Below are 21387 nucleotides of genomic sequence, written 5' to 3'. Positions count from 1 at the left end.
ACAAGTGACTAGGGAGAGACTACCGTCGGTCGCAATCCGACACCAGAGGGGGGCCATACCAAGTTGGTGCGGGAGTGGCGGGTGACAGCTGGCCGAGGGCGGAAACATACCCGCTCATGGAAATCCAATCTGTCGGCGAGGCGTACATCCGGCCAGGTCAGGTGCTGACCGACCGGGCCGCGGTCTCCGCCGCGTCGCGCTGGACCCAGGCGGTCTCGGAGGCGGACGGAGTCTGCGTCATCCACCTGTCGCCCGGCGCCGACCCCTGCGAGATCGCCGCCGAGCTCCGCGCGCAGGGCCTGCGGGCATCGCCCAACCACGTGCTCCGCGGCCAGCCCTTGTTCTTCGGCGGTCCCGCGTCCAGACCCTTCCCCGCCCCGCCCATCGGCTTCAAGGCGGGGCGGGCCCGCTCCGGCGTGGTCGTGGGCCTGCTCGACACCGGCATCGCCAAGCATCCGTGGTGGTCCGGCAGCGACTGGTACTCCCGTCTCGGCCCCGAGGAGGCCGACGCCTCCGAGGGCTCCCAGGCCGGCCACGGCACGTTCATCGCGGGCCTGCTGCTGCGCCGCGCGCCCGGCGTGTCGCTGCGCGTGCGCCGCGTCCTCGACGGCGACGGCCTCGGCGACGAGGCGGCCGTCGTACGCGCCCTCCACCGCATGCGCGAGCGGCCCCCGCAGGTGCTCAACCTCTCCTTCGGCTGCCACACCTTCGACGACCGGCCCCCGCCCCTGCTGAGCGACGCCATCGCCGGGCTGACGGACACGGTCACCGTGGCCTGCGCCGGCAACACCGCCTCCGACCGGCCGTTCTGGCCCGCCGCGCTGCCCTGCGTGGTCGGCGTGGCGGCCGTGGACGCCGGCCAGCAGCGCAGGGCGCCCTACTCCGGCTACGGCACCTGGGTCGACGCGTGCGCCCGGGGCGACTGGCTGACCAGCAGCTATCTCGACGCGGCGGACTACTCGGGGTACGCGGCGTGGAGCGGCACGTCGTTCGCCACCGCCCTGGTCGCCGGCGCCATCGCCGAGGCGGCCAGGGACGAGCCGGCGAAGGAGTGGACCAGGAGGCTCCTTGACTCCGAGGAGACCCGGCAAATTCCCGATCTGGGAGTTCTCTTCCCGGCGAGTCTGTAGAGTTTACGCTCAGTCCCCGGACAATCACGAGGAGGCATGATCGCCTTCCGTGCCGGACGGAAGGAGGCCGTATGCGCGATCCTCGGGATCCTGCGGAGCTGCTCGAAGCCGCGGCCGACGGCGACCGGTCGGCCTGGGACGAGCTCGAGTCGAGATTCGGGCCGCGCATGTGGGCCGTGGCCCGCGCGTGCGGCCTGAGCCCCGCCGACGCGGCGGACGCGGTCCAGGGCTCCTGGCTGCGCCTGCTCCAGCACCTCCAGAGCATCAGGGACCCGGCGGGAGTGGGGGGCTGGCTCATGACGACCGTACGCCGCGAGGCCCTGCTGCTCCAGCGGAAGGAGCGCTCGGGCGGCTCCTCGTTCGAGGTGGTCGAAGACCCTGATCCCGCCTCCGCCGTCCTGGAGGCCGACGGCCGGCGCCGGCTCTGGCAGACGGTCTCCACCCTGCACGAGCCCTGCCGCTCACTCCTCCAGCTGGTGGCGATCGACCTGGGAAACCAGCAGGTGGCCGCGCGACTGGGGCTGCCCGCGGGCAGCATAGGCCCGACCAAGGCCCGCTGCCTGGAAAAACTGCGCACTCTGATCTCACTACAGGAGACAGCGCAATGATCAACGACGAATACTTCCTGGCGGCCCTCCGGCTGGCCTCCGGGAACGACCCGATCCCGATGCAGGTGTCCGCCGCAGCACGAGACGCCTACCGGTTCCTGGTCCCCCGGGCGGTGACGGCCGCCTACGCCGAGTCCGCCACCATCCGCAGCGTGCGCGACGACGACAGCTCCCACCTGGTGCGCTTCGTCGCGGCCGGCCTCACCTTCGAGCTGGAGGTGACGGAGGGCGACGGGCTCATCGACGTCGCCGGGCACATTTCCCCCTACCCAGGAGAGGGCGCTCTCGTCGATGTAAGATCCCCCCACCTGACGCTGACCAGGCGCATCGCCCACACCGGCCACTTCGTCGCCACGGGCCTGCCACCCGGCTGGCTCAGCGTGGTGTGCCACCGGCCCGGTCACGCACCCATCCAGACGACCTGGGTGCGCATCCGACCCTGAACCACCAGTGACCGGCCGGGAGAGCGCGTCCTTCTCTCCCGGCCGTCTCCCGACCGAGGCCGGCCATGAGCGCAACATCGGACGAACACGACCCGCCCGGCGACCTCCACCCGCTCGTCAAGGCGGCCGAGGCCGCCATGATGCGTTCGCTGATCGACCCGGACCACGCCATGCGCGCGAGCCGCGTCATCCTCGCGGCCGCCCGCCGCGCCAGAGCTGCCGAGGCCACCGCCGTGGCGCTCAGGTCGATGGCGCTGGCCGCCCGCGAGCTGGGCGATCTGGAGGCCGCCGAACACCACCTCCGCGAGGCCATCGGCACGGCCGGAGCGCCGCCCGAGCGGATCGCCCAGGCGCGGCTGTCCCTCGTCACCGTACGCACCGAGCGCGGCCACCCCCTCCAGGCCCTGCGCGTGGCGGCCCTGGCCTGGGCCTACCTCACCCCGCTCGACCGCGCCAAGCTCGACACCCAGCGCGCGGTCGCCCTGGCCCACCTCGGCCGCTACCAGGAGGCCATCGCCTCCTGCGACCGCGCCCTGCGGGCCCTCGTGACCGCGCCCGGCACCATCGACGACCGCAGGTTCCTGGCCGGCGGGCTGCTCAACCGCGGTCTCATCCACTCCTACCGGGGCGACTGGGACGCCGCCATGCGCGACCTCGCCGCGTGCCTGCAGATCTCCCAGCACGCCGGGCTGCGGCACCTGGCCCGGCTGTCCGCCGCCAACCTGCCCTTCCTCGCGGTGCGCCGGGGCGACATCGCCGGGGCGTTCAAGCACTACAGCGAGGCCGAGGACACCCTGTTCGGCTTCCCCGAGCGGCTGGCCACGATGCGGGCCGACTTCGCCGGCGCCCTGCTGGCCGCCCACCTGCCCGGCGAGGCCAGGGCCATGTTGAGCCTGGCCGTGCCGGACCTGGAGGCGTCGGGGGCGCGCGCCGCGCTGGCCGAGGCCCGGCTGAAGCTGGCCCAGGTGGAGCTGCTGACCGGCGACCCGCACCGGGCCAGGCAGGTGGCCGAGCAGGCGGCGGAAGAGCTGGCCGCGCAGGATCGGCTCTCGTGGCTGCCGCTGGCCCGGGAGGTCCTCCTGCGCTCGCGGCTGGCCCTCGAACCTGTCACGCCCGAGCTGGTCGCCGAGCTGATCGCATGCGCCGACGACCTGGAGGAGGGCTCCCACCAGGCGGGTGCGGCGGCGCTGCGGCTGGCCGCGGCCGAGGCGGCGCTCGCCGTGGACGACCACCCGACGGCCTCGGCGCAGCTGGCCAGGCTCACCCGGCACGCCGAGCAGCGCGAGCGGTGGATGCCGGACGGCACCCGGCTGACCTCGCTCGCCTCCGAACCGCAGGCCAGGCAGTTCGCGCAGGCCGCGCAGATCCCGGTGCCGGTGCGCCAGCACGCGCTCGCGCTGCAGGCCGCGCTGCAGGAGGACGTCACGGGGGCCTTCCGGGCGATACGCGACGGGCTGGCCGAGGTGAGCGGGCGCGTGGAGGCGTTCGAGGACCCGTCGCTGCGCGCCCACGCGGCGCGGGCCGGGGAGCGGCTGGCGGCGTTCGGGCTGGAGGTGGCGGTGCGCGACGGGAGCGCCAGAGAGGTGTTCGAGTGGGCCGAGCGGTGGCGGGCCGTGGCGGCTCCGGCCCACGCGTGCGCCCTGGTGGACCCCGACCGGGTGCGGGCGGAGCTGGGGCGGGGGGCTCTGGTCGAGTACGTGGCGGACGGCGACGCGCTGCTGGCCGTACTCGTGACCGGAGAGCGAATGCTCCTGCGCCGCCTCGCCGGCGTGCGGCAGGTCAAGGAGGCGATCGTCCAGCTCCGGTACGCGCTGCGCCGCCAGGGCCATCCCCGCGACGTCGAGACCGCGGCCACCGAGGTCGAACGGCTGGTGCTGCGGCCCCTGGCGGCCGACCTGGCCGACCGGCCCCTGGTGGTGGTGCCGGTGGGCGCGCTGCACACGTTGCCGTGGGGGGCGTTGCCGTGCCTGCGGGAGCGGCCGGTCAGCGTGGCGGCCGGCGCGGCGGCCTGGCTGCGGGCGCGCAAGGCCCGGGGCTCGCGCTCCGGCCGGCCGCCTTCGGTGGTGGCGGCGGCCGGGCCGGCGCTGGCGCACGCGTACGCCGAGGTGGCGCACGTGGTGGCCTGCCATCCCGGCGGGCGTCAGGTGCCCGGGCGCATCGGGCCGGTGCTGGAGTCGCTGGGGACGGCGGACGTCGTGCACCTGGCGGCGCACGGGGTGTTCCACGCGCGCAGCCCGCTGGTGTCGGGGATCACGCTGGAGGACGGGTCGCTGATGGCGTACGACCTGCTGGACGTCTCGCGCTCGGCCGGGCTGGTGGTGCTGTCCGCGTGCAACTCGGGCATGTCGCGCACGCCGATGGAAGGGGCGCCGCTGGGGCTGCCCGGGACGTTCCTGGCCAAGGGGTCGTCCTGCGTGGTCGCCGGGCTGGTGCCGGTGGAGGACGAGGCGGCCCGGGCGGTGATGAGCACGTTCCACGAGCTCGTGGCGGCGGGGCAACCGCCGGACACGGCCCTGGCGTGCGCGGCGGCCAAGACGGGCGAGACCGGGTTCGCCTGCTTCGGGGCCGGCGACCAGGCGCTCTATTAGGCGGGTCAGCCGGTGGCGACGGGCCTCGACGGGTCGGCGACCCAGTTGGACCAGGAGCCCACGTACAGTGCCGCCGGCAGGCCCGCCACCGCCATGGCCAGCACCTCGTGCGCGGCCGTCACGCCGGAACCGCAGTAGGCGCCCGCCTCGACCCCTTCCCCCACGCCCAGATCGGCGAAGCGCGCCCGCAGCGCCCCGGGGTCGAGGAACCTGCCGTCGGGTCCGACGTTCTCCGTGGTGGGCGCGCTGACGGCGCCGGGGACGTGCCCGGCCACCGGATCGACCGGCTCCACCTCGCCCCGGTAGCGCTCCGCGGCCCTGGCGTCGAGCAGCACGCCCCGGCCGGCCAGCGCCGCCGCCTCGTCGGCCGCCAGCACCGGCATCCCGCCCGGTCGGGCGGTGAAGTCGCCCTCGACCGGCTCGGGCGTCTCCTTCGTGGTCGGCCGGCCGGCCTCGATCCAGGCGGGCAGGCCGCCGTCGAGCACGCGTACGTCCTGGTGGCCGAAGTAGCGCAGCGCCCACCAGGCCCGGGCGGCGACGGTGGACCCGGCGTCGTCGTAGACCACCACCGGCCGGCCGTCCGAGACGCCCAGCCGCCGCATCGCCCCCTGGAAAGCCGCCGCGTCCGGCAGCGGGTGCCGCCCGCCCTCTCCGGGGGGCGCCGCGAGGTCCGTGTCGAGGTCGCAGTAGACGGCACCCTCGATGTGGCCCTCGCGGTAGAACTCCAGCCCGGGCGGCCCGCCGAGCCGCCAGCGCACGTCGAGCACCGTCGCGCCGTCGAGCGCGGCCAGATCGGCGGGGGTGATCAGCGGGCTGGTCACGTGTGTACCTCCAGGAGCGGGACGTGCTGTTCGGCCGTCGTCAGCGAGCCGTGATAGCCGGTGAAGAGGGCCTCGATGCGTTGCTGGGTGGGGGCGGTGATGGCCAGGTCGGTGTGCGGCACGGCCACGACGTCGCCGATGCGCTCCAGCCACGCGTCGCGTACGACGGGGCCGAACCAGCCGGACTCGACCGCCTCCTGCCTGGACACCACCCACGCCTTGCCGCGCAGGGTCTCGCGCCACGCCTCCAGCACCTGCTTCGCGGCCCCCGGGCGGGCGTAGACGTGCCTGGCCCTGGCCTCGCCGCCGAGCAGCGCGACCCCCTCGGTCAGCTCGGGGACGCTCTCCGCGTCGAGCTTCTCGGTGGCGTTGACCATGCCGTGGTCGGCGGTGACGTAGAGGGCGGAGCCGGGCGGCAGGCCCTCGGCGATGCGCTGGGCCATGTCGTCGACGATGGTGAGCTGGCGCAGCCACTCCTCGCTGCCCCAGCCCACCATGTGGCCGGTGGCGTCGAGGTCGCCGTAGTAGACGGTGACGTGGGCGGGCCGCCGCTCGCGCAGCGCCTCGCGGACGCGGGCGACGCGGTCGTCGACGGACTCGGCGGGGACATAGCGGACGCCGCGGTAGACCGCCCTGGTCAGGCCGGTGCCCTCGAACTCGGCGGGGGCGACGTAGACGGGGTCGATGCCGGCCCGGGCGGCGCGCTGGTAGACGGTCGTGGCCGGCTGCCACACCTCGGGGTCCATCGTCAGGCCGTCGGGAAGGGTCCAGCGCAGGCAGTTGAACAGGTGTCCGGTGCCCGGCACGGCCAGCATCAGGCCCACCATGCCGTGCTCGCCGGGTGTGAGGCCGGTGCCCAGGGAGCACAGGCTCGTGACGGTGGTGGCGGGGAACCCGGCCGTGAGCGTCCTGCCCGCCAGACCGGACAGGAAGGGGGCGGCCTCGGGGTGGGCGCGCAACATCTCGGCCCCCAGGCCGTCGACCAGGAACAGGCAGACGCGGTCGGCGGGCTCCAGGGCCAGCGCGTTGGGCTCGCGCAGGCCGAGGGCGGCCAGCAACGAGCCAGGCAGATCCACCAGCGACGCGCCGCCGTATCCCGGCACCAGCATGCCCCCCAGTCTAGCCCTCCGTGATCTCCTACCGCCGCTCCCCATCCACCGGCCCTCCGGGACCGCCGCCGTGCCGGGCGAACCCGACCCGCCGCCGTGCGGGACGGCCGCCGTGCGGGCCGGGGCGGCACGCGGCCCGTGCGAGACAGCCGCCGGGTCCCGGGCGGGTGCGGCGTTCGGGTGTGGCCGCATGACCTACCGTCTCGTTCGGCGGGCGACTCCCGGGGAGCGGTCGCGTCAGGTGGCCGGATCACGCCGCGCGCCACCGACCGGTGTGCCGTCCCGGTGGAGTCGCGGCCGTGTCGCCGACACGATCGTCGTGCTACGTCAGCGGATGCGGCATCGGCGCGTGACGCACCGAAGGACCGCCGTGCGCTGGAGGGATACCCGGTCAGAAAGCCGCCACGCGCGGGGAACCGCCCTGTGCGGCGTGCAGCGTGTGGCGCGGCAGCGCTCGCATGCGTGCCGTCGGGTCGAGCCGAGGTTCCGGGCGAGCGACAAAGCCACCCAGCGCCCGGGGCCACCGCCGCGCCGGACAGCTGCGGGGCCGGACAGCTGTGGGGCCGGCGGTCAGGAGGTGCTGGAGCGGCGGCGCCAAGCCGTGCATCGGCACCCCACCGTGTCGGACGGCCGGCGGTCGACGGCGGCACGTGGCGGGCGCCGTGCGGGGGTGCCCGTCTGGGGTCGGGGGCGGGGGTGAGGGCCGGGGAGGGGTCAGGAGGTGGCGCGGGCGGTGGCTTCCGAGAGGGCCTTGGCGAAGGAGAGGACGTGGGTGACCGCCTCGGGGCCGTCGGCGGCCTCGCTGACCCGCAGCGACAGGTCGTCCGCCGTGATGGCGCCCGTGTAGCCGTGGTCGGCCTCGCAGTTTTCGTCGCCGCACGTGGCCGGCTCCAGGTCCACGTGGGAGATGGCGCCCCAGCCGATGGTGAGCGTCACCTCCGTGGGAGGGACGCCGGGGACGTAGGAGGCCGGGTCGGGCACCACGCGGGTGACGGCGACGGACTGGACGCGGCTCAGGCGGACGGCCTCCGTGGTCGTGGAGGCATGGGACGCCGAGACGCCCTCCACCGCCGGGTGCTCGTCGGTGTGGCACACCAGCAGCCGGGTCGTCGACAGCACCAGGACGGTGACGTGGCGGCGCACCTCCATCGCGGGATCGAAGGTCGCCTCGTGATGGACCACGAACGCGGTCACGGCCTCCTTGCCCAGCGCGGATTCGACCGCATCGGTGACGAGGTCGGGGTAGTAGCCGCTGCGTTCGATCGCTTCACGCAGGCCCGCGGCTGAGACTCGGGTTTCCCTCATGGCTCCATCCTGCCAGGACCGGGCAGTGCACTCACCCGCCGGACATAACGCTCTATAACGTCTTCTATCCGTGCACCACAGGGCACTTGTTCCCCTTGATTCGCCAAGGGCGATCAGCCCAGCCGGCGGGGACCACCGTCGAGGCGCGGGCCCGCCGGAGTGCGCAGGGTGGCGCGGGCGCCGAGGATCATGACGTCCGACTCCCCCACGAGCACCTGGTCCAGGTCCAGGCGGGCCAGCTCCGGCAGGTCGTGGGCCAGGCGGCCGACGCGTACGAGGAGGTCTTCGAGGGCGTCCACCGCCACGGGCGGGTAGCCGTACTCGCCGAACAGCAGCGGCGCGGCGCGTACGGACCGGACCAGCTCGGAGGCGTCCTCCCCGGTCAGCGGGGCCAGGCGGAAGCCCTGGTCCTGGAGGAGGCGCGCGGTCACCTCGCCGAGCCCGAACGTCACGACGGGCCCGAACGCGGGATCCTCGATCACGCCCACGACGGTCGGCACGGCGGGCTGCGGCGCCATCCGCTGGACCGCCAGCTCCGCCTGGTCGCCGAGCTGCTCGGCGAACTCGGCGTACGCGTGGCGCACCATCTCGGGACCCGTCAGCCCCAGGCGTACGGTCCCGGCGCGCCGGGAGGCCCCCGGATCGGCCACCTTCACCACCACCGGCCAGCCCAGCCGCTCGGCGGCGGCCACGGCCTCGTCCGGCGAGCGTACGGTCTCGGCGGGCCAGACGGTCATCCCGTAGCAGGACAGCAGCTCGGTGGCGTCGATCTCGACCGGCGGCCCGGCCTGCGCGAAACCGCCCGCGGAGGTGTCGGGACCGGCCGCGCTGCCGGACAGGGTCCGCTCGGCCAGCGCCCTGGCACAGGCGGTGTCGATGCCGTCCAGCTCGGGCGGCGGCGTCGCCGGGTGGGCGCGCCAGGTCGCGTGGCGCACCACGTGGGCCAGGGCCCGGACCGCCTCCTCGGGCGCCGCGTAGGAGGGGATGGACCCGCGCGAGGGGCCGGTGCCCGGCACGCGCAGGGCCGGATGCATCCCCAGATGCCCCCGGAACGTCGTGAGCACCGGCTTGGCGGCGTCCTTCGAGACCCGCAGCAGCTCGCCGGCCACCTCGTCGTCCCTGCCGGGGATCGGCGGCATGTAGATCACGACGGCCGCGTCCACGTCGGGGGAGGCCAGCTCGCCGGCGAGGGCGGTGCCGTACTCGGAGGGGCCCGCGGCGGGGCCCAGGTTGACCGGCGCGCGCGGCTCCAGACCGGCCGCGAGGCAGGCGTCGGCGGCGAGCAGGCCCAGGGCGTCGGAGTTGGTCACGAGCGCGACCCTGGGGCCGGCCGGCAGCGGCTGGTACGCCAGCAGCTGGCCCACGTCGAAGAGCTGGATGAGGTCGTCCACCCTGATCAGGCCCGCCTGCGCGAACAGCGAGCTGATCGCCGAGTCCGGCAGCCGCAGCTCCTCCGCCGAGTGCCCGGTGGGGGTGCCGCCGCTCTTGACCACCACGATCGGCTTGTTGCGGGCGATGCGCCTGGCCAGCCGGGTGAACTTGCGCGGATTGCCGAGCGACTCCAGGTAGAGCAGGATCACCTCGGTGGAGTCGTCTTCCTCCCAATATTGCAGCAGGTCGTTGCCCGAGACGTCGGCCCGGTTGCCCGCCGAGACGAACGACGAGATGCCCATGCCGCGCTGTGCCACGCGCTGCAGGAGAGCGGTGCCGAGCGCGCCCGACTGGCTGAAGAAGCCCACCTTGCCCCGGCCCGGCACGGTGGCGGCCAGGGTGGCGTTGAGCTTGACGGCGGGGTCGGTGTTGGCGATGCCGAGGCAGTTGGGGCCCACGACGCGCAGGCCGTAGGAGCGGGCGATGCGGGCCAGCTCGTCCTGCCTGGCCCGGCCCTGCGCGCCGGTCTCGCCGAATCCGGAAGAGACCACGACCAGGCCGTGCACGCCCTTCTCGGCGCACTCCTTGACCACGTCGATCACGCCCTCGGCCGGCACGGCGACCACGGCCAGGTCGACGTCGCCGTCGATCGCCCCCACGCTCGCGTACGCCCGCACGCCCGCCACCGCCCGCACCTCCCGGTGCACCGGATAGACGGGCCCGGTGAAGTCGGCCGCCAGCAGGTTGCGCAGGACGGTCTGGCCCACGCCGCCCGGCTCGCGCGAGGCGCCGATGACCGCGACCGACCCGGGGGTGAGCAGCCTGGCGATCGACCGGGACTCGGCCCGGTGCTCGCGCGCGGTCGTCACCTCCGCCGAGGTGTCGGTGGGGGTCAGGTCGAGCGTCATGCGTACGACGCCGTCCTCGAACTGGCTCTGGGCCGTGTAGCCGGCCTGGCGCAGCAGCCCGGTCATGCGCATGTTGGCGGGCAGGACGTCGGCGATGAAGCGCTCGATGCCGCGCTCGCGGGCCGTGGCGGCCAGGTGTTCCAGCAGGACGGAGGCCACTCCCCTGCCCTGGTGGGCGTCCTCGACGAGGAAGGCCACCTCGGCCTCGCCCGGGCCGGTGCGGTCGTAGCGGATCACGGCCACCATCTCGGTGCCGATGGTGGCGATCAGCGCGACCCTGCTGACGTAGTCGACATTCGTGAACCGCTCGACTTCCCTGTCGGACAGCCGGGGCCGGGGTCCGAAGAACCGGAAATAGATCGACTCGTCGGACAGCCGGGAGTAGAAGGAGCGGAGACGGTCCGCGTCGGCGGGCCTGATCGGCCGCACGTGCGCGGTCCCGCCGTCGGCCAGGACGACATCGGCCTCCCAGTGGGCCGGATATTGTGCCTCCACAGATTCGAGCGTAAACCCGCATCCCAAATGCCAAGACCCCGGGCCCTGTTGGGCAACGCTTGTGCATCGACTCAGGCCCGGTGTCCGAGGTAAGCCCCACGGGCGGCCCGGAAGCTGTTAGTTTTGCCGTGGCGTTCCAGCCGTGGCCAGGCTCGATCTGAAGGCAGCAAGGTGGTGACATCATGACGCGGGTCGTCGTGGTGGGCGATCTCATGACCGACGCGGTCGCGCGCGCCCGTTATGCGCTCGCCCGGGCGAGCGACACCCCGGCGATCGTGACCATGCACGGCGGTGGCTCGGGGGCCAACATCTCCTCCTGGCTTGCCGTCGAGGGCGCCGAGGTGGCCTTCATCGGCCGCAGGGGCGCCGACATCACGGGCCGCAACCGCGACATGGAGCTCATGGGCTATGGCGTGGACGCACGGCTCGTCATGGATCCCGAGCGGCCGACCGGCACCTGCGTGGTGCTCGTCACCCACAAGGGCGAGCGCACGATGCTGTCCGACCCGGGTGCCAACGCCGCCCTGTCGCCGGAGGACCTGCCGCGCGACCTGTTCACCTCGGGCACACACCTGCACCTGTCGGGCTACACGCTGATCAACGAGGGCTCGCGCGACGCCGGGCTCGCGGCGCTCGACATGGCCAGGCGCGGCGGGATGTCGATCTCCGTCGACTGCGCTTCGTCGGCGCCGCTGGAGCGCACCGGTGCCGAGCCGTTCCTCGAGTGGACCGACGGGGCCAAGCTGCTGTTCGCCAACGTCGACCAGGCGAAGGTGCTGACCGGCCGCGACGACGCCGAGGCCGCCGCCAAGGTGCTCGCCGCGTGGTTCCCGCAGGTCGTCATCAAGATGAACGCCGAAGGCGCGCTGTGGTACGGCAACGGCCGCCCCGATCCCGTACGCGTGGCCGCCGACCCGGTCGACAAGATCGTCGACGGCACGGGCGCGGGTGACGCCTTCTGCGCCGGATTCCTGCCGCCGTGGCTGGAGGGCAAGCCCCCGGCCGAGGCGCTGGCGTCGGGCAGCCGGCTGGCGGCCAAGGCGATCATGCACCTGGGCGCGCGGCCGCCGTTCTAGGCGACCACGGCGTGCGTCCCTTACGGCCGGGCGATCCCCCATCGGTCGGCTCCTACGAGATCACCGGATTTCTCGGCGAGGGCGGCCAGGGCAGTGTCTACCTCGGTGTCTCGCCGTCCGGCGAGCGGGTCGCGATCAAGCTGCTGCACGCCAGGTTCGCCGGTGACGCGACCGAGGTACGCCGCTTCCGGCGCGAGGCCGAGGCGGCCCGGCGGGTGGCGGAGTTCTGCACCGCACGGGTGCTCGAGGTCGGGACCGTGCACGACCAGCCGTACATCGTGGGCGAGTACGTCGACGGGCCCTCGCTGCAGCACCACGTCACCACGGAAGGGCCGGTGCGCGGGCCGGCTTTGATGCGGCTGGCGGTCACCACGGCCACCGCGCTGGTCGCCATCCACGGGGCCGGGGTGGTGCACCGGGACTTCAAGCCGAGCAACGTGCTGCTGGGCCCCGACGGGCCCCGGGTGATCGACTTCGGCATCGCGCGGGCGCTGGACGCCAGCCACAGCATGACGACCGGGATCGTCGGGACGCCCGCCTTCATGGCGCCCGAGCAGTTCCTCGGGGAGGCCGCTCCGGCGAGCGACGTGTTCGCGTGGGCGGGGACGATGGTGTTCGCGGCCACGGGGCGGGCGGCGTTCGGGGTCGGGGCGCTGCCGGTGGTGATGCACCGGATCCTCAACCTGGATCCGGATCTGTCCAAGGTGCCCGGGGAGCTGGCCCCGCTGCTGTGGGCCTGCCTGTCCAAGGACGCCCGGCGCCGGCCGACGGCCGAGCAGCTGGTCCGGGACCTCATCCGGGCCGGCACCACCGCACCCGCCGCCCAGACTCCCCCGCCGGTCCCCCTCCGGCCGTCGCCGCATCCGGCCGGGGGTCCGGCCGGGCGCCCGAGGGAAGGCCCGGCCGGTCACCCGGCTGGGGGCCCGGCTGGGGGCACGGCTGGGGGCACGGCTGGGGGCACGGCTGGGGGCACGGAGCCGCCCCCGCCGGTTGCCGCCACCACGCCGCTCCGGCGGGTCCGCAAGGCGCTGATCCCCATCGGCGCGGCGGTCACCACCCTGGCGGTGACCGCCGCCATCTGGCTGGTCCGCCAGGCGGACCAGCCGGGCGGGACGGGCGGGACGGCCGCCTCCGCCGCACCGTCGCCGGCGGCGTTCGGGGCGGCCGTGGAGAACGTCGCGAACCCCTCCACGAAGACCGGCGGCACGCTGCGCGTCGTCTCGGCCTCCACCCTGGAGTCCACCGACCCCGGCAACATGTACGCTCCCCACTCGCTGAACATGGTGCGGCTCTACGGCCGGTCGCTGACGATGTTCAAGCCGGTGCCCGGGGCCGCCGGCACGCAGATCGTGCCGGATCTGGCGGAGTCGCTGGGCGTGCCGAGCGATGGCGGCAAGACGTGGACCTACAAACTACGAGACGGCCTGAAATATCAGGATGGCTCCCCGATCCTGGCCAAGGACGTCAAGCACGCCGTGCTGCGCAGCATGGACCCCGACTTCGCCAACGGCTCCGCCCATCTGGACCTCCTGCTCGACCTCCCCACCGGCTACCAGGGGGCCTACAAGTCGCCCAGGGTGTCCACCGACGCGGCCGTCGAGACGCCCGACGACCGCACGATCATCTTCCGTCTGAAGGCCCCGTACTCCACGTTCGACCAGGTCGTGCAGCTCCCCGAGACGGTCCCGGTGCCCGCGACCAAGGACACGGGGGCCCGGTACGGCAAGAGCGTCCTCGCCTCGGGCCCGTACCGGCTGGAGAGCGTGACGGACAACAAGGTCGTCCTGGCGCGCAACGAGCACTGGTCCGCCGCGACCGACCCCAACCGGCGACCGCTCCCCGACTCGTACGAGCTCGAGTACGGCGTCCCCCCGGAGGACGCCGACCGGCGGCTCCGGGACGGCACCGCCGACGTCGGCCCGAGCGTCGCGGGGGACGACGTGCCGGGGCTGCTCGCCGACCCGGCGCTCAAGGCGCGGGCCGACGCGCCCGTCACCACCGGCGTCCGGCTCCTGGCGATCAACCCGGAGATCCCGCCGTTCGACAGGCCGGACTGCCGCCGGGCGGTCGTCCAGGCGCTCGACCTGAGCGCGCTGCGCCTGGCGTACGGCGTCGGGCAGGCGCCCGTGCCCACGTCGCTGCTGCCGCCCACGATCAGCGGCCGCCGCCACGCCGACCCGGACCTCCACCCGGAGGGCGACCCGCGGGCCGCCCGGCAGTCGCTGGTCAGGTGCGGGCAGCCGAACGGATTCAAGGCCAAATACGTCCACCGCGACCTGCCCGCCGAGGCCCGCGCCGCCGAGGCCGTGCAGAAGGCCCTGGCCGAGGTTGGCATCGACGTCAGCCTGGAGCGCGTCCCCATCGCCGAGTTCCACGAGAAGAAGGGCGGCAGCCCCGACTACCTCAAGGAGCACGGGACTGGGCTGATCGCCAAGGGCTGGTCCCCGGACTGGCCCGACCCCGAGTCGTTCCTGTCGCTGGTGGCGGACAGCAGGCAGATCAACGAGGAGTCGTACTCGATCAACGTGAGCGTCCGCGTCCGGAGCATCGACGACCTCATCGACCAGGCCAGGAAGGAGCTGAACGGCTCCGAGCGGGCCGAGCTGTGGTCTCGGGTCGAACGGTCGCTGGCCGACGAGCACGTGCTCGTGCCGATGGCCTGGCAGGTGCCGCTGCTGCTGCGCGGCCGGAACGCCGCGAACGTCCACGTGAGCCCGGTGTACGGGGACTACGACCTGCTCACCATGGGCGTCAGCTGACGGTCGCCAGGGCCAGCGGGAGCACGGCCGGCGCGCCGGCGTGGCGGACGAGGGCCGCGCCCAGCGTCATCGTCCACCCCGTGTCGACGCGGTCGTCCACGAGCAGGACGGGCCCGCCGCACTCGGCGATGGCGGCGCCCAGGTCCTTCGGCATGGCCAGCGTGCCCCTGATCGCCTGCACCCGCTTTGCGCTGTTGAACTGCTGCCCGGGCGAGCCCGCGCGGTAGCCCAGCTCACCCAGGTAGGACAGCCGCCCGACCTGTGCCAGCCGCTCGGCGAAGCCGCGCACCAGCTTGGGCCGGGTCGCGGACGGCACGCTGACCACCGCGACCGGGCGCTCGCGCCAGTCCCACGCCGACAGGACCTTGATCACGGCCGCGAACATGTCGTCGGCCATCGGCCCGTCCTCGCGGGCGAACAGCTCCCGCAGCCGGTTGCCCCACCCGATGTCGGTCAGCCGCCCGAGCGCCCGGCCCGGCTCGGCGCCCAGCTCGGGCTTGATCCGCCCGGACAGGTCGGACAGGCCGGTCGGCCACTGCTTGCGGGCCTCGATCTCCACACCGGGCCTGCTCAGCCGCTCGCGCGCGCTCTCCACGGCCTGCGCGCCGATCTCGGGCGAGCGGTGCCGCCCGGTGCAGTTGTCGCAGCGCCCGCACGGCGTGGCGCTGTCGTCGTCGAGGTGCCTGCGCAGGAACTGCTCGCGGCACTCGGTCGTCGTCAGGTAGGCGAGCATGGCGTCCTGCTCCGCCCGGCGCTCGGCGGCGATGCGGGAGTAGCGCTCGCCGTCGTACGCCCACGGCTCCCCGGTGGCCTCCCAGCCGCCCTTCACCCGGCGGACGGCGCCGTCCACGTCGAGCACCTTGAGCATCATCTCCAGGCGGCTGCGGCTCAGGTCGACGGCGCTCTCGAGGGCCGGGGTGGACATGAGGCCGCGCTCCTCCAGGGTCTGGAGCGTGGTGCGGACGACGGGCTCGGGCGGGAAGGCCAGCGAGGCGAAGTAGGCCCAGATGTCGCGGTCTTCGACGCCGGGCAGCAGGATCACCTTGGCCCGCTCGACCCCGCGCCCGGCCCGGCCGACCTGCTGGTAGTAGGCGACCGGCGACTGCGGCGCCCCGACGTGCACCACGAACCCCAGGTCGGGCTTGTCGAACCCCATCCCGAGCGCGCTCGTGGCCACCAGCGCCTTGATCTTGTTGTTGAGCAGCGCGTCCTCGGCCGCCAGCCGCTCGGCCGGGCTCGGTCTGGCCGGAGTAGGCGGCCACCTCCAGCCCCTGCTCGCGCAGGTAGCCGGAGATCTCGTGGGCGGCGGCCACGGTCAGGGTGTAGACGATGCCGGAGCCGGGCAGCTCGCGCAGCGTCTGGGCCAGCCAGGCCAGGCGCTGCTCGGCGGTGGGCAGGCGGACGACGCTCAGGTGCAGGCTCTCGCGCTCCAGCGGCCCGCGCAGGACGAGCGTGTCGTCGCCGTCGGGCCGCAGCTCGGCGGGCAGGCGGAGCTGCTCGGCCACGTCGCGGGTGACGCGGGCGTTGGCGGTGGCGGTGGTGGCCAGGACGGGGATGCCCGGCGGCAGGTCCGCGAACAGCGTGGACAGCCTGCGGTAGTCGGGCCTGAAGTCGTGGCCCCAGTCGGAGATGCAGTGGGCCTCGTCGACCACCACGAGCCCGGCGCTCTCGGCCAGCTCGGGCAGGACGTTGTCGCGGAAGTCGGGGTTGTTGAGCCGCTCGGGGCTGACCAGCAGCACGTCGACCATGCCGTCGGCGACCTGACCGTAGATCTCCTCCCACGCCTCCGGGTTGGCGGAGTTGATCGTGACGGCTCGGATGCCCGCGCGCTCGGCGGCGGCGATCTGGTTGCGCATGAGGGCCAGCAGCGGCGAGACGATGACCGTGGGGCCCTCGCCGAGCTCGCGCAGCAGCGAGGTGGCCACGAAGTAGACGGCCGACTTGCCCCAGCCGGTGCGCTGCACGACGAGCACCCTGCGGCGGTCGACCACGAGCGCCTCGATGGCGGCCCACTGGTCTTCTCGGAGCACGGCGTGCTCGCCCGCCAGCGCCCGCAGGCGCTCCTCGGCCTCTTCACGCAGCATCGCGGCATCGGGGGCGTCAATCATGCCTCCTTGTTACCAGCTCCGGCCGACGGAATGCGCCCGCTGTGCCCATACCGGGTGCCCATTCTCCGGAACTGTGGGGTTCGACGGGACGTTGGAGCAGACACACCACCGGATCGCCGCCCGCAGGAGGGCTGATGACGGGGCTGGCCAGCGCGCCGGTAGCCCCGGCGACGAACGCGCGCCGCCGGGAGAGCAACGCAGTCGACCGTTTACGAATCTTCGCCCGGGTGCTCCTGGCGGCCATGGTCCTGGCCACGGCGGGCTGTGCGGGCACCAACGTCAAGGCGTCGTACCACCCGGCCTTCCTGCCGGTGAAGCTCGAATGGGCCAACGGCGAGGTGAAGCTCGCGGGAGAGACCTCGCTCGTCACCCCGATCGGGGTCTTCTCCATCGGGGCCGAGTACAGCCTGCCCGACAAGGAGGCCGACTCCCTCTACGTCATCATCCGCGACGGCCTCGGGAGCGCCGACCATCCGGAGATCGCCGGATTCGACCACATCTACAAGGTCAAGAGCGGCTCCGGCCAGTTCACGGCCGTGGTCAACGGCACGGCCGTGATCCAGGTCGTCGACCGGCAGGTGCTCATCGACGTGACGGACGGCAGCGTCCAGACCATCGAGTTCAAGGGCGCCCAGCCCGTCGTCCAGGAGCGCGGCTCGACCATCGGCGACCGGTGGCAGGCGTACTGGGACGGCTCCTTCTACTCGCCCATGGCGCTGTCCCGGTGGGCGTACGACGACTCCACCATGACCAGCTGGTTCGGCCTCGGGTTCCTGTGGTTCCTGGTCCGCCTGGCGCTGGCGATCGTCCTGGGCCTGGTCGACCTGCTGCTCACCGTGGGCTGCACGATGGCGGCCGCCGCCTTCGTGCTCTTCGGCCCTACCGGACGCAACATCGCGTACGGCGTGGAGGCCCTGACGTTCCTGATCTGCGCGTGGATCGCCTGGGCCTACTTCAGGCTGTGAAAGTCACTGGTCGGCGTGCTCCGGGAAGGCGTTGATGGTGACGCGGTGCATGCGCCGGCGCTCGGTGTAGTCGGCCACCGCGTAGTGCTGCGTCGGCCGGTTGTCCCAGAAGGCCAGGGTGCCGGGCCGCCAGCGCAGGCGGAGCTGGAACTCCGGGGAGCGGATGTGGTCGATCAGGTACGGCAGCAGCGCCTCGTTCTCCCGGTCGCTCAGCCCGACGAGGCGGGTGGTGGAGGCCCGGTTGACGAAGAGCGCCTTGCGGCCGGTCTCGGCGTGCACGCGTACCACCGGGCGCTCGATCGGCGGCCACTTGGCCTGGATCTCCGCCAGGTCGAACGGGTGCCCCTTCGAGATCGCCTTCTTCATCGACATCGTGATGTCGTGCACGGCGGTCAGCTCGTCGCACAGGCGCTGGATCGGCGGCGAGAGCGTCTCGTACGCCAGGTACGTGTTCGCCCAGCAGGTGTCCCCGCCCACGCTCGGGAGCTGCATGCAGCGCAGCAGCGAGCCCATCGGCGGGGTCGGCTCGAAGGTGTTGTCGCTGTGCCACTCGTCGCCACCCTCCCCCTTGGGCGAGGTCTGGTCGAGCACGTGGATGGGGCTGGTGGCGTCCTTCTTGAAGGCGGGGTGGTTCAGCGTGCCGAAGTTCAGGGCGAACTGCAGGTGCTGCTCGTCGTCGATGGGCTGGTCGCGGAAGAAGAGGACGAGGTGCTCGAGCCACCCCGCCCGCAGGGTCGCGACCTCCTCCTGCGACAGCGGCTTGCGCAGATCGACCCCGGTGACCTCGGCGCCGATGTGCTTGGTCACGGGATGGAACTCGATCATGACGCCTCCGTATCCAGGTGGGAACCCTCGACCCGAACGTACGACCCAAGCAATTGCTTGGTCAAGGCCGTTCCGCCGGATCGAACATGTCTGCGATAAGTGGCGGACATCGAGTAGCATCGGGGCTCTGGAGCCCGCAGGAGGCGAGACGTGATCAACGCCATCGATACGCCACAGGAGACGCGGCTCGTGTCATCATCTCCAGGGGCGCCCGGGTTACGTCGACGCCTCGCACGCCGATCTGACGCTTCTCCAGCGGGCTGACGGCTACGGTTAAAGCACAAGAGCAGAAGGAGGATGCGCTTCCCCTCGGCGCGACGGCCGAGGCAGCCGCGCAGCACAAGATGGCCCGACGCACGACTGCACCCCCACCTGACGACTTCGAGGAGCGGATCGTCGATATCGACGTCTCCTCCGAGATGCGCGCGAGCTACCTCGAGTACGCATACTCAGTGATCTACCAGCGGGCGCTGCCCGACGCTCGTGACGGTCTCAAGCCGGTGCAGCGGCGCATCCTCTACTCGATGAGCGAGATGGGCCTGCGCCCCGAGCGGGGGCACGTCAAGTCCTCCCGCGTCGTCGGCGACGTCATGGGCAAGCTGCACCCCCACGGTGACAGCGCCATCTACGACGCCCTCGTGCGCCTGGCGCAGCCGTTCTCGATGCGCCTGCCGCTGGTCGACGGGCACGGCAACTTCGGCTCGCCCGACGACCTGCCGGCCGCCATGCGTTACACCGAGGCCAGGCTGGCCCCGGCGGCGATGTTGATGGTGGAGTCGCTCGACGAGGACACCGTCAACTTCAAGCCCAACTACGACGGCCAGGAGACCGAGCCCACGGTCATGCCGTCGGCGTTCCCCAACCTGCTGGTCAACGGCACCAGCGGCATCGCGGTCGGCATGGCCACCAACATGGCCCCGCACAACCTCACCGAGGTCGTGGCCGCCGCCCGGCACCTGATCAAGAAGCCGGACGCGACGCTCGACGAGCTGATGAGGTTCGTGCCGGGTCCCGACCTGCCGACGGGCGGCATGATCATCGGGCTGCAGGGTGTGCGCGACGCCTACGAGACCGGGCGTGGCACGTTCCGCATGCGGGCCAAGTGCGTGGTCGAGCAGATCACGCCGCGCCGCAAGGGCATCATCGTCACCGAGCTGCCCTACAACGTGGGTCCCGAACGCGTGGTCACCAAGATCAAGGAGCTGGTGACCAGCAAGAAGCTCCAGGGCATCGCCGACCTCAAGGACCTCACCGACCGGCACAAGGGCCTGCGGCTGGTCATCGAGATCAAGAACGGCTTCATCCCCGAGGCGGTCCTCGAGGAGCTCTACCGGCTGACGCCGATGGAGGAGACGTTCGGCATCAACAACGTCGCCCTGGTCGACGGCGAGCCGCGCACGCTCGGCCTGCGCGAGATGCTCCAGGTCTACGTCGACCACCGGATCGAGGTCGTGCGCCGCCGGTCGGAGTTCCGGCGCCGCAAGCGCGAGGAGCGCCTCCACCTCGTCGACGGCCTGATCATCGCGTTGCTCAACATCGACGAGGTCATCCAGGTCATCCGCTCCTCCGACGACTCGGCGCAGGCGCGGACGCGGTTGATGGACGTGTTCAGCCTGACCGACATCCAGGCCGCCTACATCCTCGAGACGCCGCTGCGCCGCCTGACCCGATACGACAAGCTCGAGCTCGATCGGGAGAAGGAGACGCTCACCGACGAGATCGCCAAGCTGACGGAGATCCTGTCCTCGGAGACGAAGCTGCGGGGCGTGGTCTCGGGCGAGCTGGCCGACGTGGCGAAGAAATACGGCACGCCGCGCCGCACGGTCCTGCTGGAGGCGCCCGGCGTCACCCGCACCCCGGTCGTGTCGCTGCAGGTGGCCGACGACCCGTGCCTGGCCATGCTGTCCTCGACCGGCCTGCTGGCGCGCACCTCCGACGCCACGCCGCTGGCCGGTGAGGGCGAGCGTTCGGCGCACGACGTGCTGGTCAGCGTCGTACGCACGTCCGTACGCGGGGAGGTCGGCGTGGTCACGTCGCTGGGCCGGCTGATCCGCGTCCAGGTCGTCGACCTGCCGACGCTGCCGCCCTCGGCCAACCCGCCGTCGCTGTCGGGCGGGCACCCGGTGTCCGAATACGTGTCGCTGCAGCCCGACGAGAAGGTGGTCGGCCTCGGCTCCCTCGATCCGGATGGCCCCGGGCTGGCCCTCGGCACGGCGCAGGGCGTGGTGAAACGGGTGGTGCCCGACTATCCGGCCAACCGCGACGACTTCGAAGTGATCACGTTGAAGGACGGCGACAGCGTGGTGGGCGCCGTCGAGCTGGTGTCCGAATCCCACGACCTGGTGTTCATCTCCTCCGACGCCCAGATGCTGCGCTACCAGGCCGCGCTGGTGCGGCCGCAGGGCCGCCCGGCCGGCGGCATGGCCGGCATCCGGCTCGACGACGGGGCCAAGGTGATCTGGTTCGGCGTGGTGGATCCCGCGCTGCCCTCGGTGGTCGTCACCGTCGCGGGCTCCTCCACGGCGCTGCCCGGCACGCAGGTGGGCGGCGGCAAGGTGTCCGACTATGCCGAGTTCCCCGCCAAGGGGCGCGCCACGGGCGGGGTGCGGGCCCAGCGCTTCCTCAAGGGTGAGGACGAGCTGCTGCTGGCCTGGGCCGGCCCGGCGCCCGCCAAGGCGGTCTCGGCGGTGGGCAAGCCGGTGCCGCTGCCGGAGGAGGTCGGCCGCCGCGACGGGTCGGGCGTACGCCTGACGCACACCATCGGCGCGGTCGGCGGCGCCCTGGCCTCAGGGCCAGAGGCCCTGCCGAGCGGGCCCTCGGAGCAGCCGCCGGCGGACGAATAGCCGGGCGCCGGGGCCGATGGTTCACATCGGCCC

Annotated in this window: 13 protein-coding genes and 1 pseudogene; 8 read left to right on the top strand and 6 right to left on the bottom strand. The window is 73.0% G+C overall.

Annotated features, from left to right (window positions below):
- Positions 1 to 116: 116 nt before the first annotated feature.
- From ACTWPW_RS23065 to ACTWPW_RS23050, 4 genes are all read left to right on the top strand, one after another.
- Positions 117 to 1130: a S8 family peptidase gene (locus ACTWPW_RS23065; RefSeq protein WP_375115362.1), complete on the top strand. Its 1014-nt coding sequence runs from the start codon at positions 117 to 119 to the stop codon at positions 1128 to 1130.
- A 71-nt stretch (positions 1131 to 1201) separates the two neighbouring features.
- On the top strand, positions 1202 to 1738 hold the full coding sequence (locus ACTWPW_RS23060; protein WP_375115363.1) for an RNA polymerase sigma factor: 537 nt from the start codon (positions 1202 to 1204) through the stop codon (positions 1736 to 1738).
- Positions 1735 to 2181: a hypothetical protein gene (locus ACTWPW_RS23055; RefSeq protein WP_364113007.1), complete on the top strand. Its 447-nt coding sequence runs from the start codon at positions 1735 to 1737 to the stop codon at positions 2179 to 2181. The genes ACTWPW_RS23060 and ACTWPW_RS23055 overlap by 4 nt, the downstream gene beginning before the upstream one ends.
- 65 nt (positions 2182 to 2246) lie before the next feature.
- The gene (locus tag ACTWPW_RS23050; protein WP_443169877.1) at positions 2247 to 4769 is read left to right on the top strand and encodes a CHAT domain-containing protein; all 2523 of its coding nucleotides are present in this window, start codon (positions 2247 to 2249) and stop codon (positions 4767 to 4769) included.
- A 5-nt stretch (positions 4770 to 4774) separates the two neighbouring features.
- Here ACTWPW_RS23050 and ACTWPW_RS23045 read toward each other — a convergent pair whose 3' ends face one another.
- From ACTWPW_RS23045 to ACTWPW_RS23030, 4 genes are all read right to left on the bottom strand, one after another.
- On the bottom strand, positions 4775 to 5590 hold the full coding sequence (locus ACTWPW_RS23045) for a sulfurtransferase (protein WP_375115365.1): 816 nt from the start codon (positions 5588 to 5590) through the stop codon (positions 4775 to 4777).
- Complete coding sequence (locus tag ACTWPW_RS23040; protein WP_375115366.1) at positions 5587 to 6699, bottom strand: alkaline phosphatase family protein; 1113 nt, start codon at positions 6697 to 6699, stop codon at positions 5587 to 5589. Before ACTWPW_RS23040 ends, ACTWPW_RS23045 begins: the two co-directional genes overlap by 4 nt.
- Positions 6700 to 7413: 714 nt before the next feature.
- Complete coding sequence (locus ACTWPW_RS23035; RefSeq protein ID WP_364113015.1) at positions 7414 to 8004, bottom strand: DUF5998 family protein; 591 nt, start codon at positions 8002 to 8004, stop codon at positions 7414 to 7416.
- Between the two features lie 113 nt (positions 8005 to 8117).
- Positions 8118 to 10778 (bottom strand): bifunctional acetate--CoA ligase family protein/GNAT family N-acetyltransferase, encoded by a 2661-nt coding sequence (locus ACTWPW_RS23030; RefSeq protein ID WP_443169876.1) that lies wholly within the window; start codon positions 10776 to 10778, stop codon positions 8118 to 8120.
- A 182-nt stretch (positions 10779 to 10960) separates the two neighbouring features.
- Here ACTWPW_RS23030 and ACTWPW_RS23025 point away from each other — a divergent pair, with 182 nt between their 5' ends.
- Positions 10961 to 11854, top strand: a complete 894-nt coding sequence (locus tag ACTWPW_RS23025) for a carbohydrate kinase family protein (RefSeq protein ID WP_375115368.1) — start codon at positions 10961 to 10963, stop codon at positions 11852 to 11854.
- Between the two features lie 11 nt (positions 11855 to 11865).
- Positions 11866 to 14613, top strand: coding sequence for an ABC transporter substrate-binding protein (locus ACTWPW_RS23020; RefSeq protein ID WP_443169875.1), 2748 nt, complete (start codon positions 11866 to 11868; stop codon positions 14611 to 14613).
- Here ACTWPW_RS23020 and ACTWPW_RS23015 read toward each other — a convergent pair.
- A pseudogene (locus ACTWPW_RS23015) lies at positions 14606 to 16697 on the bottom strand (RecQ family ATP-dependent DNA helicase). The gene ACTWPW_RS23020 and the pseudogene ACTWPW_RS23015 overlap by 8 nt on opposite strands.
- Before the next feature lie 158 nt (positions 16698 to 16855).
- Between ACTWPW_RS23015 and ACTWPW_RS23010 the strand changes: the two are divergent.
- Positions 16856 to 17686 carry a hypothetical protein gene (locus tag ACTWPW_RS23010; RefSeq protein WP_375115371.1) on the top strand — a complete coding sequence of 277 codons (831 nt, stop codon included), beginning with the start codon at positions 16856 to 16858 and terminating at the stop codon, positions 17684 to 17686.
- Between the two features lie 3 nt (positions 17687 to 17689).
- On the opposite strand, the gene ACTWPW_RS23005 is transcribed toward ACTWPW_RS23010, so the two are convergent.
- A complete protein-coding gene (locus ACTWPW_RS23005) occupies positions 17690 to 18511 on the bottom strand; it encodes a TauD/TfdA dioxygenase family protein (RefSeq protein WP_375115372.1) in 822 nt (273 codons plus the stop codon).
- A 344-nt stretch (positions 18512 to 18855) separates the two neighbouring features.
- Here ACTWPW_RS23005 and ACTWPW_RS23000 point away from each other — a divergent pair, with 344 nt between their 5' ends.
- The gene (locus ACTWPW_RS23000; protein WP_443169874.1) at positions 18856 to 21354 is read left to right on the top strand and encodes a DNA gyrase/topoisomerase IV subunit A; all 2499 of its coding nucleotides are present in this window, start codon (positions 18856 to 18858) and stop codon (positions 21352 to 21354) included.
- Positions 21355 to 21387: the final 33 nt, after the last annotated feature.

It is taken from the genome of Nonomuraea sp. KM90 (assembly GCF_052246675.1).
GTDB lineage: Bacteria > Actinomycetota > Actinomycetes > Streptosporangiales > Streptosporangiaceae > Nonomuraea.
Note: the sequence above shows the minus strand (reverse complement) of the source record. Positions and strands in the feature narration are given on the sequence as shown.